Annotated in this window: 11 protein-coding genes and 2 rRNA genes; 12 read left to right on the top strand and 1 reads right to left on the bottom strand. The window is 64.6% G+C overall.

All coding sequences use genetic code 11. From position 1 onward, the window contains the following. Positions 1 to 263 precede the first annotated feature (263 nt). Together ACLH0K_RS07160 and rrf are read left to right on the top strand one after the other, a co-directional pair. Positions 264 to 3,388: ribosomal RNA gene (locus ACLH0K_RS07160) — 23S ribosomal RNA — on the top strand. Between the two features lie 157 nt (positions 3,389 to 3,545). Then, positions 3,546 to 3,662, top strand: a 5S ribosomal RNA gene (rrf, locus tag ACLH0K_RS07165). A 471-nt stretch (positions 3,663 to 4,133) separates the two neighbouring features. On the opposite strand, the gene ACLH0K_RS07170 is transcribed toward rrf, so the two are convergent. Next, positions 4,134 to 4,775: a hypothetical protein gene (locus ACLH0K_RS07170; protein ID WP_411376106.1), complete on the bottom strand. Its 642-nt coding sequence runs from the start codon at positions 4,773 to 4,775 to the stop codon at positions 4,134 to 4,136. An 18-nt stretch (positions 4,776 to 4,793) separates the two neighbouring features. Here ACLH0K_RS07170 and ACLH0K_RS07175 point away from each other — a divergent pair, with 18 nt between their 5' ends. The 10 genes from ACLH0K_RS07175 to ACLH0K_RS07220 all read left to right on the top strand — a co-directional run bounded on the left by ACLH0K_RS07175 (position 4,794) and on the right by ACLH0K_RS07220 (position 14,816). Beyond that, positions 4,794 to 5,840, top strand: a complete 1,047-nt coding sequence (locus ACLH0K_RS07175; protein ID WP_411376107.1) for a hypothetical protein — start codon at positions 4,794 to 4,796, stop codon at positions 5,838 to 5,840. Between the two features lie 5 nt (positions 5,841 to 5,845). Next, the gene (locus ACLH0K_RS07180; RefSeq protein ID WP_411376108.1) at positions 5,846 to 6,835 is read left to right on the top strand and encodes an HAD-IIA family hydrolase; all 990 of its coding nucleotides are present in this window, start codon (positions 5,846 to 5,848) and stop codon (positions 6,833 to 6,835) included. Between the two features lie 9 nt (positions 6,836 to 6,844). After that, positions 6,845 to 7,099, top strand: coding sequence for a hypothetical protein (locus tag ACLH0K_RS07185; protein ID WP_411376109.1), 255 nt, complete (start codon positions 6,845 to 6,847; stop codon positions 7,097 to 7,099). Continuing rightward, a complete protein-coding gene (locus ACLH0K_RS07190) occupies positions 7,099 to 7,914 on the top strand; it encodes a TlyA family RNA methyltransferase (RefSeq protein WP_411376110.1) in 816 nt (271 codons plus the stop codon). Before ACLH0K_RS07185 ends, ACLH0K_RS07190 begins: the two co-directional genes overlap by 1 nt. Positions 7,915 to 7,927: 13 nt before the next feature. Then, positions 7,928 to 8,953, top strand: coding sequence for an NAD kinase (locus ACLH0K_RS07195; RefSeq protein WP_411376111.1), 1,026 nt, complete (start codon positions 7,928 to 7,930; stop codon positions 8,951 to 8,953). 4 nt (positions 8,954 to 8,957) lie between these two features. After that, complete coding sequence (gene recN / locus ACLH0K_RS07200) at positions 8,958 to 10,697, top strand: DNA repair protein RecN (protein ID WP_411376112.1); 1,740 nt, start codon at positions 8,958 to 8,960, stop codon at positions 10,695 to 10,697. A 125-nt stretch (positions 10,698 to 10,822) separates the two neighbouring features. Continuing rightward, the gene (locus tag ACLH0K_RS07205; RefSeq protein ID WP_411376113.1) at positions 10,823 to 12,613 is read left to right on the top strand and encodes a CTP synthase; all 1,791 of its coding nucleotides are present in this window, start codon (positions 10,823 to 10,825) and stop codon (positions 12,611 to 12,613) included. A 27-nt stretch (positions 12,614 to 12,640) separates the two neighbouring features. Then, positions 12,641 to 13,300, top strand: coding sequence for an NUDIX domain-containing protein (locus tag ACLH0K_RS07210; RefSeq protein WP_411376114.1), 660 nt, complete (start codon positions 12,641 to 12,643; stop codon positions 13,298 to 13,300). Next, a complete protein-coding gene (gene xerD, locus ACLH0K_RS07215; protein ID WP_411376115.1) occupies positions 13,300 to 14,331 on the top strand; it encodes a site-specific tyrosine recombinase XerD in 1,032 nt (343 codons plus the stop codon). Before ACLH0K_RS07210 ends, xerD begins: the two co-directional genes overlap by 1 nt. Further along, positions 14,328 to 14,816, top strand: a complete 489-nt coding sequence (locus ACLH0K_RS07220) for an 8-oxo-dGTP diphosphatase (RefSeq protein ID WP_411376116.1) — start codon at positions 14,328 to 14,330, stop codon at positions 14,814 to 14,816. Before xerD ends, ACLH0K_RS07220 begins: the two co-directional genes overlap by 4 nt. Positions 14,817 to 14,840 lie beyond the last annotated feature (24 nt).

Consider the following 14,840-nt stretch of genomic DNA (forward strand, 5'->3'; position numbering starts at 1 on the left):
AGGGCCGTTGGCGGCCCCCTTGGGGGTTGGTGGCGGTACTTTGTTTCTGGTTTCCCTGCCGTACCGATCATGCACGGGTGGCTTCCTTTGTTGGGGGCTGTGTGTGGGGTGTGTGGTGTGGGGTTGTTGTTTGAGAACTACATAGTGGACGCGAGCATCTTTTATAGAAGCAATTTCCAAGACATGAACCTGGATCTGGCCGCATCGTTTTGGTGTGGTTGGTTTCCGTGGTTCTCTCGAGTGTTTTTGTTCTTGATTTTTGTGGTCAAGTTTTTAAGGGCACACGGTGGATGCCTTGGCATTAGGAGCCGAAGAAGGACGTAGGAATCTGCGATAAGCCTGGGGGAGTCGATAACCGGACTGTGATCCCAGGGTGTCCGAATGGGGAAACCCCGCCAGGCGCGCGAGTGATCTGGTGACCCGTACCTGAACTCATAGGGTGCGTGGAGGGAACGCGGGGAAGTGAAACATCTCAGTACCCGCAGGAAGAGAAAACAAATTGTGATTCCGTTAGTAGTGGCGAGCGAACGCGGATCAGGCTAAACCGTTCCATGTGTGATAGCCGGCGGGCGTTGCATGGTCGGGGTTGTGGGACTTCCCGTACTGTCTCTGCCGGGGCAGTGGGGTGATGTGTGCGTATAGGTGAACGGTTTTGAAAGGCCGGCCAGAGAGGGTGTTAGCCCCGTAACCGTAATGCGTGATGCAGCCTGTGGAGGTTATCCCAAGTAGCACGGGGCCCGAGAAATCCCGTGCGAATCTGTCAGGACCACCTGATAAGCCTAAATACTCCCTAATGACCGATAGCGGACCAGTACCGTGAGGGAAAGGTGAAAAGTACCCCGGGAGGGGAGTGAAATAGTACCTGAAACCGTGTGCTTACAATCCGTCGGAGCAGCCTTGTAGTTGTGACGGCGTGCCTTTTGAAGAATGAGCCTGCGAGTTAGTGTTACGTCGCGAGGTTAACCCGTGTGGGGCAGCCGTAGCGAAAGCGAGTCTGAATAGGGCGTGTGAGTGGCGTGATCTAGACCCGAAGCGAAGTGATCTACCCATGGCCAGGTTGAAGCGACGGTAAGACGTCGTGGAGGACCGAACCCACTTCAGTTGAAAATGGAGGGGATGAGCTGTGGGTAGGGGTGAAAGGCCAATCAAACTTCGTGATAGCTGGTTCTCCCCGAAATGCATTTAGGTGCAGCGTTGCGTGTTTCTTGCCGGAGGTAGAGCTACTGGATGGCCGATGGGCCCTACAAGGTTACTGACGTCAGCCAAACTCCGAATGCCGGTAAGTGAGAGCGCAGCAGTGAGACTGTGGGGGATAAGCTTCATAGTCGAGAGGGAAACAGCCCAGACCACCAACTAAGGCCCCTAAGCGTGTGCTAAGTGGGAAAGGATGTGGAGTTGCCCAGACAACCAGGAGGTTGGCTTAGAAGCAGCCATCCTTAAAAGAGTGCGTAATAGCTCACTGGTCAAGTGATTCCGCGCCGACAATGTAGCGGGGCTCAAGTACACCGCCGAAGTTGTGGCATTCACACATGTTCTTAGCCGTCATGGTTCAGGAGTGTGGATGGGTAGGGGAGCGTCGTGTGGGCGGTGAAGCTGCGGTGTAAACCAGTGGTGGAGCCTACACGAGTGAGAATGCAGGCATGAGTAGCGAAAGACGGGTGAGAAACCCGTCCGCCGGATGATCAAGGGTTCCAGGGTCAAGCTAATCTGCCCTGGGTAAGTCGGGACCTAAGGCGAGGCCGACAGGCGTAGTCGATGGACAACGGGTTGATATTCCCGTACCGGCGAAAAACCGCCCATGTTGAACAGGGGATACTAACTGCCCGAAACCTGCCCGACCGTCCTTTGGACGGAAGGGTTTTGGTGGAGCGCAGGGCCTGATCCTGGGAGGCAAGCGTATTAACAGGTGTGACGCAGGAAGGTAGCCGAGCCGGGCGATGGTTGTCCCGGTCTAAGGATGTAGGGCGAACGGTTGGCAAATCCGCTGTTCATGTGCCTGAGATCTGATGGGACCCCCGTATGGGGGGATTCGGTGATCCTATGCTGCCGAGAAAAGCATCGGCGCGAGGTTTTAGCCGCCCGTACCCCAAACCGACACAGGTGATCAGGTAGAGAATACTAAGGCGATCGAGAGAATTATGGTTAAGGAACTCGGCAAAATGCCCCCGTAACTTCGGGAGAAGGGGGGCCCCAACCTTGAACGGACTTCGCGTCCGGGAGGGGATCGGGGCCGCAGAGACCAGGGGGAAGCGACTGTTTACTAAAAACACAGGTCCGTGCGAAGTCGCAAGACGATGTATACGGACTGACTCCTGCCCGGTGCTGGAAGGTTAAGAGGACCGGTTAGCCTCACGGCGAAGCTGAGAATTTAAGCCCCAGTAAACGGCGGTGGTAACTATAACCATCCTAAGGTAGCGAAATTCCTTGTCGGGTAAGTTCCGACCTGCACGAATGGAGTAACGACTTCCCCGCTGTCTCAACCATAAACTCGGCGAAATTGCAGTACGAGTAAAGATGCTCGTTACGCGCAGCAGGACGGAAAGACCCCGAGACCTTTACTATAGTTTGGTATTGGTGTTCGGAGTGGCTTGTGTAGGATAGGTGGGAGACGTTGAAGCCCGGACGCCAGTTCGGGTGGAGTCATCGTTGAAATACCACTCTGGTCACTTTGGACATCTAACTTCGGCCCGTGATCCGGGTCAGGGACAGTGCCTGATGGGTAGTTTAACTGGGGCGGTTGCCTCCTAAAAAGTAACGGAGGCGCCCAAAGGTTCCCTCAGCCTGGTTGGCAATCAGGTGTCGAGTGTAAGTGCACAAGGGAGCTTGACTGTGAGAGAGACATCTCGAGCAGGGACGAAAGTCGGGACTAGTGATCCGGCGGTACATTGTGGAATGGCCGTCGCTCAACGGATAAAAGGTACCTCGGGGATAACAGGCTGATCTTGCCCAAGAGTCCATATCGACGGCATGGTTTGGCACCTCGATGTCGGCTCGTCGCATCCTGGGGCTGGAGTAGGTCCCAAGGGTTGGGCTGTTCGCCCATTAAAGCGGTACGCGAGCTGGGTTTAGAACGTCGTGAGACAGTTCGGTCCCTATCCGCTGCGCGCGCAGGAAATTTGAGAAGGGCTGTCCTTAGTACGAGAGGACCGGGACGGACGAACCTCTGGTGTGTCAGTTGTACTGCCAAGTGCACCGCTGATTAGCTACGTTCGGATGGGATAACCGCTGAAAGCATCTAAGCGGGAAGCTCGCTTCAAGATGAGATTTCCACACACATTGCGTGTGAGAGGCCCCCAGCCAGACCACTGGGTTGATAGGCCGGATGTGGAAGCGAGGACTAACGACTCGTGAAGCTGACCGGTACTAATAGGCCAACAACTTACACCACAACACCATATCGAGTGCTTGCGTCCACTATGTGGTTCCCAACCAACAACCCAACCCGGGTTGTAACGGGGAACCAACCACAAACTGAATAACCACTACTAGTTTGTAACCACAACACAGTTTTCCCACACCCCCAAGAGGGTGACGGGTGAAAGGGTTACGGCGGTCATAGCGTGGGGGAAACGCCCGGTCCCATTCCGAACCCGGAAGCTAAGACCCACAGCGCCGATGGTACTGCACCCGGGAGGGTGTGGGAGAGTAGGACACCGCCGGACAACACATCACGGTCGAGGCCCCAACCACACGGTTGGGGCCTCCCACATTTAACAACCAACCATGCGGGAGCGCCAAGCTAATACCCTCAGGAACCGAGAGAGCGTCCGGGAAACTTTGCGGGATGGGAAAGAGGTTTTCGGGGGGAGGAGCAGGTGTGAAGATTGCCACGATGGGCTTTCGGACACCCGGCCGTGTCCCGGCTGATTAGGGTGCTCCTCTAGAATTGATGAAGATGTACGGACTTCGAAGCGCTTGATTTCGGGTTGCGTAGAAACGAAACACGGATACGAGCGGCTGCAGTTGCGCCAGTGGTCGGCTCACAACAGGAGGAATCCATAATGGCCGAGCATAATGGCGGCAGCCGCGGAAATGATCGCGGAGCGTTCCGGGGCAACAACAACTCCGGTGGCGAGCCGCGCGGCTTCCGGTCCCGCGGTAACCGCGATAACAACGACCCCTCCAGGCGTTCCTCAGGCAGTGGCGAACGTAAGCCGTTCGGCGACCGCCCGCGCCGGGACACCGATAACGACCGCCGCGGGTTTGGCGGTGGCGAAAGCAGGTCCTATGGGGACCGGGACAACCGGTCCTATGGTGATCGGCCGCGCCGAGAAGAGGGCGACCGCCGCGGCTTCGGCGGCGGGGATCGCAGGTCCTACGGGGACCGGGACAACCAATCCTACGGTGATCGGCCGCGCCGTGACGGCGAGAGTGACCGTCGCGGCTTCGGCGGTGGGGAGCGCAAGCCGTTTGGTGACCGTGATCGTAAGCCGTTTGGTGATCGGCCGCGACGGGACGGCGATAATGACCGTCGCAACTTTGCCGGTGGGGAGCGTAAGCCGTTTGGTGACCGGCCGCGACGGGACGGCGAGAGTGACCGTCGCGGCTTCGGCGGTGGGGAGCGCAAGCCGTTCGGGGATCGTGACCGCAAGCCCTTCGGTGACCGCCCACGCCGCGAGGAGGGCGACCGCCGCAGCTACAGCGGCGGGGACAACCGCAAGCCGTTCGGTGACCGCCAGGACCGCCCGTCCCGTAACTTTGACCGCGCTGACTCGCCCCGCGGTGGTGCTCCCCGTGGCGATTCCGGTGAGCGCGCCTTCGGCCGCGACCGCCATGAGGACCGCCCCGCCCGGGTGCCCAACGCGAAGGACCTTCGCAGCGCCAACCGCCCGGACCGGGAACGGTCTCCCGAGATCGACGAGGATGTGACGGGTAAGGAGCTGGACCGCGCCACGCAGCACCAGATTAAGACCCTCGAATCGCGGAACGCAGAGTGGGTTGCCCGGCACCTGGTGATGGCCGGCCGGCTCATCGACGACGAACCCGAGCTTGCATTCCAGCATGCACTGGCCGCCAGCCGGCGCGGCGGACGGCTCGCAGCAGTCCGTGAAGCCGTGGGACTGACCGCCTACGCTGCCGGCCACTACGGAGAGGCGCTCCGGGAATTCCGTACCTACCGGCGCATCAGTGGTTCCAACGTGCACCTGCCCGTCATGGCTGACTGCGAACGGGGACTTGGACGCCCGGACCGCGCCCTGGACGTGGCGCGCTCCGAGGAAGCCCAGGACCTGGACGCCCCGGGCAAGGTGGAACTGGCGATCGTGGCGTCCGGTGCACGGCGCGATCTTGGCCAGATGGACGCCGCGGTGGCCGAACTGGAAATCCCGCAGCTGGACATCAACCGGGCCTTCTCCTACAGCCCCCGGCTTTTCCGCGCCTACGCCGATGCCCTCATTGCGGCCGGCCGCGAGGCTGAGGCTGACCGGTGGCAGAAGCAGGCCGTGGTTGCCGAGAACGCGCTCGGACAGGGCGTTGACGAGGAGCCTGACATCATCGACCTTGGCTGGGACGAGGAGGAAGAGGCGCGCGAGGAAGCCGAGCGCCGCCGTCGGAAGGACCGCGCGTCCGGCGCGGCGGAGACGGCCACCGCTGCCGCCGGCGCGTCTGCCGGAGCAACAGTTGCAGCGTCCGACGCCGGCACTTTCGAAAGCGCCCCGCCTGCCGATGATGCGGATGAGGCTGTCGATACCGACCTCGATGACCAGGAAGCCGGCTACTTCGAATCGGACGATGCGGAGTCGGACGAGGATTCGGTGGAACAGGACGAGCTGGAATTCGACGGGCTGAACGGCGAGAACGTGGATGACCTGCTCAGTGGCCAGGACAGCCGGGAAGACTGACTCGGATGACCAACGATCCGCTGATTTCCCGGTTCGACGCTCTCCTGGCAGACCTCGACGGAGTGGTGTATGCCGGACCGCACGCGATTCCCGGCGCGGTCGAAGCGCTGAAGCAGCTGGCCGATGTCGGCGTGGGGCTGGGCTATGTCACCAACAATGCCTCGCGTTCCCCGGCCCAGGTCGCTGCCCACCTGCGTGAACTTGGTGCGCCTGCGGGGGACGACCAGGTGGTGAGCTCCTCCCGGGCTGCCGCGGAGCTGCTGGCCTCACGGCTGGCACCGGGCTCCCGCATCCTGATTACCGGCAGTCCGGCGCTGGCCGCGGAAATCGAACTGGTGGGCCTGGTTCCCGTGTACAGCCAGGACGAGGACCCGGTGGCAGTGGTGCAGGGCTTCAACCCGGAGATCGGCTGGAAGCACCTTGCCGAGGCTGCCTACGTGGTGTCCGCCGGTGCGTTTTGGGTGGCCACCAACACGGACATGTCCATTCCCCAGGCCCGCGGGATTGCACCCGGCAACGGCTCGCTGGTGGCGGCGGTGACAGCTGCCACCGGCAAGAAACCCCTTGTGGCGGGCAAGCCGGAAGCGCCGCTTTTCCACTCGGCTGCCAAGCGGCTCGGTGCCGAACGTCCGCTTGTGGTGGGCGACCGGCTGGATACGGATATCCTGGGCGGCAACAACGCCGGTTTCGCCACCGTAGCGGTGCTTACCGGCGTCGACACCCGGCAAAGCATCCTTGCCGCACGGGCGGCCGAGCGGCCGGACTACATCATCGAAACGCTGCCGGACCTGCACCGTGCGTATCCGGAGGTCACGCACGACGACGGCACCTACTCCTGCGGCGGGGCGACGGCCCGCGTGGCGGGCGGAGCGGTGGGCATCATCGGCAGCAAGGATGACCTCAATGCCTGGCGCGCGGCGTGCGCGGCGTGGTGGGCAGCTACGCCTGATGCCGCCGTGGCGCAGGCGCCGCAGCTGGCCTGGCTGGATCATTAGACTGGTGGAATGACTGAGCTGACCGACTCCGCCGGGCACCTGGCAGCCCAGCCTTCCCCAAACTGGCCGCAGGCATCGGGCGCCGGTATTACCGATCCTGCCGTAACTGCCGTCCTGGCCCGGCTCGAAACCCTTCCGCAGTCTCCAGTGGCGGAACACGAAGCCGTTTACAACGGGCTTCATGACGCACTGCTGGACGCCCTCAACGCCGGGCCGGGAGACAGCGGACCAGCGGACGGCCCGGCCGCGGGCGGCGGAGCCTGATGCCCGTACGCCTCGACCAGGCCCTGGTGGCCCGCGGCCTGGCCAGGTCGCGGACGCACGCGGCCGCCCTGATCGCCGAGGGGAAGGTCAGCTCGGCAGGTAAGGTGCTGGTTAAAGCTTCCCTGCAGGTTGAGGAGGACCGCGACCTCGCCGTGGATCACGGCGAACAGGACACCTACGTCAGCCGCGCCGGCCACAAACTCGCCGGCGCGCTGGACGCCTTCCCCGAGGTATCGGCGGAAGGCAAACGGTGCCTTGACGCAGGCGCTTCCACGGGCGGCTTTACCGACGTCCTGCTCCGCCGGGGTGCGGCACACGTGGTGGCGGTCGACGTCGGGCACGGCCAGCTGGTGCCGCAGCTTCGGGAGGATGTCCGCGTCACTGTGCACGAGGGCATGAACGTGCGCTACATGGCCCCGGAGGACATCGGCGGCACCGCGGCGCTGACCGTGGCGGACCTGTCCTTCATCTCGCTCACGCTCGTAGTGGAGCCGCTGGCCCGCTGCACGGAGCCGGGCGGGGACCTGGTGCTCATGGTGAAGCCGCAGTTCGAGATCGGCAAGGACCGGCTGGGTCGCACCGGTGTGGTGACGTCGGAGCGGGAGCGCCGGCTGGCGGTGGAAAAGGTAGCCCTGGCAGCGCTCGACGCCGGACTGGACCTCCGGGGGCTGGCGGCCAGTCCGTTGCCGGGCCAGGACGGAAACGTTGAATACTTCCTGTGGATAAAACGCAGGATCAGCCAAGACTTGCCTAAGATCGAAGAGCGGGAGGCAGCAGCCGCTGCCTTGCTCGGACGTATCTGGCCGAACCACTAGAGAGCGGAACCTGATGAGCAGGCGTGTACTGGTCCTTGCCCACACCGGCCGCGAGGAATCACTGAAAGCCGCCTGGGAGGCCTGTGCCCTGCTGCATTCCTCGGGCATCGTTCCAGTGATGCAGGAATCCGAGCTGGGCGACATGGAACGGTTTTTCGGGCACCTGGCCCAGCCGGTGGAAGTACTCCACGATCACGTCCAGCTGCCGGAAGTGGAACTCGTGATGGTGCTGGGTGGCGACGGCACCATCCTGCGCGCCGCGGAACTGGTCCGTGAGGAGGATGTTCCGCTGCTGGGCGTCAACCTGGGCCACGTGGGCTTCCTGGCGGAAAGCGAGCGGGCGGACCTGGCCCAGACGGTCGAGTGGATTGCCAGCCGCGAGTACACGGTGGAAGAACGCATGACCATCGACGTCCAGGTGTGGGTCCGCGGCCAGAAGATCTGGCACACGTGGGCGCTCAACGAAGCCGCGATCGAAAAAGCCAACCGGGAACGGATGCTCGAGGTGGTCACAGAGGTGGACGAGCGCCCGCTCACGTCCTTCGGCTCCGACGGTATTGTCCTGGCCACCCCCACAGGTTCCACCGCCTACGCATTCTCGGCCGGCGGACCGGTGGTCTGGCCCGAGGTGGAGGCCCTGGTCATCGTGCCTATCAGCGCCCACGCCCTGTTCGCCAAGCCGCTCGTCGTGTCCCCGCGTTCAAAGCTCGCAGTCGAGGTCCTGAACCGTACCGATGCCCAGGGGGTCCTGTGGTGCGACGGCCGCCGCTCTGTGGATTTGCCGCCCGGCGCCCGGGTGGAAGTGACCAAGTCGGCCATCCCGGTCCGGCTGGCCCGCACGCACCAGACCCCGTTCTCGGCCCGGCTGGTGCGCAAGTTCGAGTTGCCCATCCACGGGTGGCGCGGGCCCGTCCCGCGGGCGGACTCCATCCATACCGGTCCCATCCCCGTGGTCCGCACGCCCCGGCCCATGCCGCCGCTGCAGGGACCGCTTCCCGCCCCTTCCGATGCAGATACAGATCCGTCAACCGCAAAGTGAAAACATGCTTGAAGAACTGAGAATCCGCGATCTTGGCGTCATCACCGATGCGACCCTGCCGCTGGGTCCGGGCCTGAGCGTTGTGACCGGTGAAACCGGTGCCGGCAAGACCATGGTGGTCACCGCCGTCGGCCTTTTGCTCGGTGCGCGGTCGGATGCCGGTGCAGTCCGGAGCGGTGCCAAGAGCGCCACGGCTGAGGCCGTGCTGAAGCTCGATGCGGGCCACCCCGCCGTTGTGCGTGCGCTGGACGCGGGCGCGGAAGCGGAGGAGTTCGACGGCGGCGCCGAGCTGATCCTGGCACGGCGCCTCAGTGCGGACGGACGCAGCCGTGCCTTCCTGGGCGGCCGCGCCGCGCCTGTGGGCGTCCTGGCCGAGATCGGCGAAACCCTGGTGGTTGTCCACGGCCAGTCAGACCAGATCCGGCTCAAGGGCGCGGCCGCCCAGCGGGGTGCCCTCGATAAGTTCGCGGGCGAATCCCTCGCAGGGCAGCTTGCCACATACCAGGACCTGTACAGCCACTGGAAGGCCAGCCAGTCCGAACTGGACGAACTGCGCAGTGCCGCCCGCGACAGGCTGCGCGAGGCCGAATCGCTGGAACAGGCCCTGGCGGAGATTGACGAGGTGGATCCGCAGCCGGGGGAGGACGAGCTGCTGAAGGCGGAAGCCGTCAAGCTGGCGAACGTCGAGGAACTGCGGATCGCAGCGACCACCGCCCACCAGGCCCTCATCGCGGAGGACTTTGGCGAGCAGGGAGACGCCACCACTTTGGTGGACGCCGCCAAGCGCACCCTGGAACACGTTGCCGAGCACGACGCCGCGCTGGGTGCGGCTGCCGCCCGGCTCGCCGAAGTGGGGTTCCTGCTCAACGACATCGCCACCGAGCTGGCCAGCTACCAGGCCAGCCTGGACTCCGAGGGTCCTGAACGGCTCGCCGAGATCGAGGACCGGCGGGCATCCCTGGCAAAGCTGGTGCGGAAGTACGCCCCCACCATCGACGAAGTACTGGAGTGGGCGGAAAAGGCCCGTGCCAGGTTCGATGAGCTGCAGGACGATTCTTCCCGCATCGAGGCGCTGGACGCGGAGGTTGCCCGGGCGGAAGGGGAGCTCACCAAGCAGGCTGCCGCGATCAGCAAGATCCGGGCAAAGGCCGGCAAAGAGCTTTCGGCACGCGTCAGCGCCGAACTCAAGGCACTTGCCATGGCCGACGCCACCCTGGTGATCAACCTGGAGCCCGCCAACCAGCTGGGCCCGCACGGCGCGGACGAGATCAGTTTCCTGCTGCAGCCGCACTCCGGCGCCCCGGCCCGGCCGTTGGGCAAGGGTGCCTCCGGCGGTGAACTGTCCCGCGTGATGCTGGCCATCGAAGTGGTGCTGGCCGCCGTGGACCCCGTGCCTACGTTCGTCTTCGACGAGGTGGACGCGGGCGTGGGCGGGCGCGCCGCCGTCGAGATCGGGCGCCGGCTGGCCATGTTGGCCCGCCACGTGCAGGTGCTGGTGGTCACCCACCTGCCGCAGGTCGCCGCGTTCGCGGACCAGCACATCACTGTCACCAAGACTTCCGTCAGGGGAGCCGACGGCGGCACGGCCACCGGGTTCACCTCCAGTGATGTGCGCCTCCTCGACGGCCCGGAACGGGTCCGTGAACTGGCCCGCATGCTTGCCGGCCAGGAGGATTCGGAGTCGGCCCGTGCGCACGCGCAGGAACTGCTGGATGACGCGAAACTCCTGCCGCAGCGGGCCTGACAGCTGTTTCGCGGGCGAGCCCGGAGCCGGGGAGGTGGCGGCTCCGCCCTTGATAAGGGTGGAGCCGGGCAGGCACACTTGGACGTTTGGGGGAACAGTTTCCCGATCCGTGGAAGGCGCAATTGATGATAGGCTCGAATTCCGTGGTGCAGCGATCAAATTCCCGTGTAAATACCCGGTTCCCGGGCTCCTCCCAGACGACCAAACACATCTTCGTCACCGGCGGTGTGGCGTCCTCGCTCGGTAAGGGACTGACGGCCTCCAGCCTCGGCCACCTCCTGCGGGCGCGCGGCCTCTCTGTAACTATGCAGAAGCTCGATCCCTACCTGAACGTGGATCCGGGCACGATGAACCCATTCCAGCACGGCGAGGTCTTCGTTACGGACGACGGCGCTGAGACCGACCTCGATATCGGGCACTACGAGCGATTCCTGGACGAAAACCTTGAGGGCTCGGCCAACGTGACCACCGGCCAAATCTACTCCACGGTGATCGCCAAGGAGCGGCGCGGCGAGTACCTCGGCGACACCGTCCAGGTCATCCCGCACATCACCGATGAAATCAAGCGCCGCATGCGCCTGCCTGCCGAAGGCAAGAACGCCCCGGACGTCATCATCACCGAAATCGGCGGCACCGTCGGCGATATCGAATCCCAGCCGTTCCTGGAGTCCGCCCGCCAGGTGCGCCAGGACATCGGCCGGACCAACGTGTTCTTCCTCCACGTGTCGCTGGTTCCTTACATCGGGCCTTCCCAGGAGCTGAAGACCAAGCCCACCCAGCATTCCGTCGCTGCGCTGCGCTCCATCGGCATCCAGCCCGAGGCGATCGTGATCCGCTCCGACCGCGAAGTCCCCGAGGCCATGCGGGAAAAGATCGGGCGGATGTGCGATGTCGACATCGACGCCGTGGTCAACGCTGCCGACGCCCCCAGCATCTACGACATCCCCAAGACGCTGCACAGCCAGGGCCTGGACTCCTACATCGTGCGCGCCCTGGACCTTCCCTTCAAGGATGTGGACTGGACCAGCTGGGACCGGCTGCTCGAGGCCGTCCACAATCCCAAGCACCACGTCGAGATCGCACTGGTGGGCAAGTACATCGACCTTCCAGATGCCTACCTCTCCGTGACCGAGGCCCTGCGCGCCGGCGGTTTCGCCAACGAGGCCAAGGTCAAGATCCGCTGGGTCCCGTCTGATGAGTGTGAAACCCGTGAGGGCGCCATCAAAGCCCTTGACGGAGTCAACGCCATTTGCGTCCCGGGCGGCTTCGGCATCCGCGGCCTGGAGGGCAAGCTCGGCGCGCTGAAGTTCGCACGCGAGACCAAGCTGCCCGTCCTTGGCCTCTGCCTTGGCCTGCAGTGCATGGTCATCGAGTACGCCCGCAACGTGGTGGGCCTGAAGGGCGCGTCCTCCAGCGAATTCGAGCCGGACTCCAAGTACCCGGTGATCGCCACCATGGAGGAGCAGCTGGAATTTGTCGAAGGCCGCGGCGACCTGGGCGGCACCATGCGCCTGGGCCTGTACGAGGCCAAGCTTGATGAGGGATCCGTCATTGCCGGCACCTACGGCAAGACCACCGTCAGCGAGCGGCACCGCCACCGATACGAGGTTAACAACAAGTACCGTGACCAGATTGCCGCCGAAGGCCTGGTCTTCTCCGGCACGTCACCGGACGGCAAGCTCGTCGAGTTCGTGGAGCTGCCCGCGGAAGTCCACCCGTACTATGTGGCCACCCAGGCGCACCCCGAGCTGAGCTCGCGTCCCACCCGCCCCCACCCGCTGTTCGCAGGCCTGGTCAAGGCAGCGCTGGACCACCAGAACGCAGGCGGACAGGAAGCAGGCAGCCAGGAAGGCGCCGACACGGTGGCAGCCGGGGCTGCTGACGCCCGCCAGTCCGGTACGGTAACCGCTAAGTAGTCCATACAACAGAAGAAGGACGGCGCGATGCCCGGTACATTTGAAGCCACCCACGCAGTGCAGGTTTCGGATGCACCGAGCCCGCGCCGTCTTTTGTCTACCGAGAAGGTTTATGAGGGCCGGATTTGGGACGTCGTGAGCGACACCTTCCAGCTGCAGGAGACCGGCGAGGCCCTCACCCGGGACTACATCGAGCATCCCGGGGCGGTGGCCGTCCTTCCAATGAACGAGGCCGGTGAGATTCTGCTGCTGAAGCAGTACCGGCACCCGGTGGGCATGGACCTTTGGGAAATTCCGGCCGGCCTGCTCGACATTGAGGGCGAAGACTTTGTGGTGGGTGCGGCGCGCGAACTCGCCGAAGAAGCGGACCTGGCCGCCGGGACCTGGAATGTCCTGGCGGATGTCTTCAATTCCCCCGGATCCTCCAGCGAAGCAATCCGGGTCTACCTTGCCCGGGACCTTACCGAGGTGCCCCATCATGAACGCCACGAGCGGACGGACGAGGAAGCGGAGATCGAGTTCCACTGGATCAGCCTGGACGACGCCGTGGCCTCGGTACTGGCGGGCCGGCTCCACAACCCGTCCGCCGTCGTCGGGATCCTTGCCGCAGCTGCGGCGCGCGCTGACGGCTACGCAAGCCTGCGTCCCGCCGACGCTCCCTGGCCTGCGCACCCCAGCCAGCGCTGATGGTCCCAGGTCCCTCGGCCGAAGCAGCGCCATCAGCCGAAGCAGCCCCCCTGGCTCAACCGGCACCTGCCCTTAAGGCGGCCCCGGCACCTGTTCCCACCGCCATCGACCGCGGCATCACGGACTACCTCCAGCACCTGGGCGTGGAACGCGGGCTGGCAGCAAACACCCTTGCCGCTTACCGCCGCGACCTCGCCCGTTACGCCCGCTACCTTGGGGCAGGGGGGTGCCGGCGGCCGGAGGACATCACGCGCCACCATGTGACCGGCTATGTCCGGGCCCTCTCCGACGGGTCCGACGGCGGTTCCGCCCTGGGCATCCGCTCAGCGGCCAGGACGGTGGTGGCGGTCCGCGGGCTGCACAAGTTCTGGGCCCTGGAGGGCCATACCCCCACAGACCCCGCCAGCGAGGTTCACCCGCCCATGGCCGGCAAGCGGCTGCCCAAGGCCATCAGCGTGGACGAGGTCACCCGGATCCTGGAAGCGGCAGGGACGGACACCGCCACCGGGCTCCGGGACCGGGCCCTGCTGGAGTTCCTGTACTCGACGGGGGCCCGGATCAGCGAGGCTGTTGGGCTGGACGTGGACGATATTTCCCTGGCGGACGCCGGTGATGGGCCCGCCATCGTCCGCCTCTTCGGCAAGGGGTCCAAGGAGCGGATGGTTCCGTTGGGCTCGTACGGGGCCCGCGCCCTGGACGCCTACCTGGTCCGGGGCCGTCCGTTGCTGGCCGCCAAGGGCAAGGGGACACCCGCGCTGTTCCTGAATGCGCGCGGGGGAAGGCTTAGCCGCCAGAGTGCCTGGACCATCCTGAAGTCGGCCGCCGAAAAGGCCGGCATCACCAAGGACGTTTCCCCCCACACGCTGCGGCATTCGTTCGCTACCCACCTGCTGGAAGGCGGCGCCGACGTCCGGGTGGTCCAGGAACTCCTGGGCCACGCCTCGGTGACCACCACGCAGGTTTACACCCTGGTGACCGCGGACACCCTGCGCGAAATCTACGCGGCCGCCCACCCCAGGGCTGTCGGATGACGGCGGCCGGGGCGGCCGTCACGCTGTGCTTCCTCCTCCGGGACACCCCGGACGGCACCGAGGTGTTGCTCGGCCTGAAGCGTACCGGGTTTGGCAGGGGCAAGGTGGTTGGGATCGGCGGCCACGTGGAGCCGGGGGAGAGCCACCGCGAGGCTGTCATCCGGGAAGTCTTCGAGGAAACCGGGGTGACGGTACGGCCGGAGGACCTGGCGGACGCCGGCGCGGTCCGGTTTGTTTTCCCGGCGCGCCCGGAATGGGACATGGACACCCGCCTCTTCACTGCCAGGCGCTGGCTCGGGGAGCCGGCACCCAGCGAGGAAATCGTGCCGGAGTGGTTCCGCACCAGCAGCCTGCCGGCGGACCGCATGTGGCAGGACGCCGACCACTGGCTGCCGGTGGTGCTCGAAGGCGGCAGGGTCAACGTAGTGGTTACCATGCACACGGACAACGAATCCGTCGCCTCGTCCGAAAGCCTCCTGCCCTGACGTGGAACAACGCCGGCTGCGGGG

This window comes from Arthrobacter sp. MPF02, assembly GCF_046605375.1.
Lineage (GTDB): Bacteria > Actinomycetota > Actinomycetes > Actinomycetales > Micrococcaceae > Arthrobacter.

Coding starts and splice junctions, on each gene's coding strand:
- ACLH0K_RS07170 (WP_411376106.1), bottom strand. CDS start 4,775: ATGGCGGTCGCGGCCGAAGGCGCGCTCACCGGAATCGCCACGGGGAGC.
- ACLH0K_RS07180 (WP_411376108.1), top strand. CDS start 5,846: ATGACCAACGATCCGCTGATTTCCCGGTTCGACGCTCTCCTGGCAGAC.
- ACLH0K_RS07185 (WP_411376109.1), top strand. CDS start 6,845: ATGACTGAGCTGACCGACTCCGCCGGGCACCTGGCAGCCCAGCCTTCC.
- ACLH0K_RS07190 (WP_411376110.1), top strand. CDS start 7,099: ATGCCCGTACGCCTCGACCAGGCCCTGGTGGCCCGCGGCCTGGCCAGG.
- ACLH0K_RS07195 (WP_411376111.1), top strand. CDS start 7,928: ATGAGCAGGCGTGTACTGGTCCTTGCCCACACCGGCCGCGAGGAATCA.
- recN (WP_411376112.1), top strand. CDS start 8,958: ATGCTTGAAGAACTGAGAATCCGCGATCTTGGCGTCATCACCGATGCG.
- ACLH0K_RS07205 (WP_411376113.1), top strand. CDS start 10,823: ATGATAGGCTCGAATTCCGTGGTGCAGCGATCAAATTCCCGTGTAAAT.
- ACLH0K_RS07210 (WP_411376114.1), top strand. CDS start 12,641: ATGCCCGGTACATTTGAAGCCACCCACGCAGTGCAGGTTTCGGATGCA.
- xerD (WP_411376115.1), top strand. CDS start 13,300: ATGGTCCCAGGTCCCTCGGCCGAAGCAGCGCCATCAGCCGAAGCAGCC.
- ACLH0K_RS07220 (WP_411376116.1), top strand. CDS start 14,328: ATGACGGCGGCCGGGGCGGCCGTCACGCTGTGCTTCCTCCTCCGGGAC.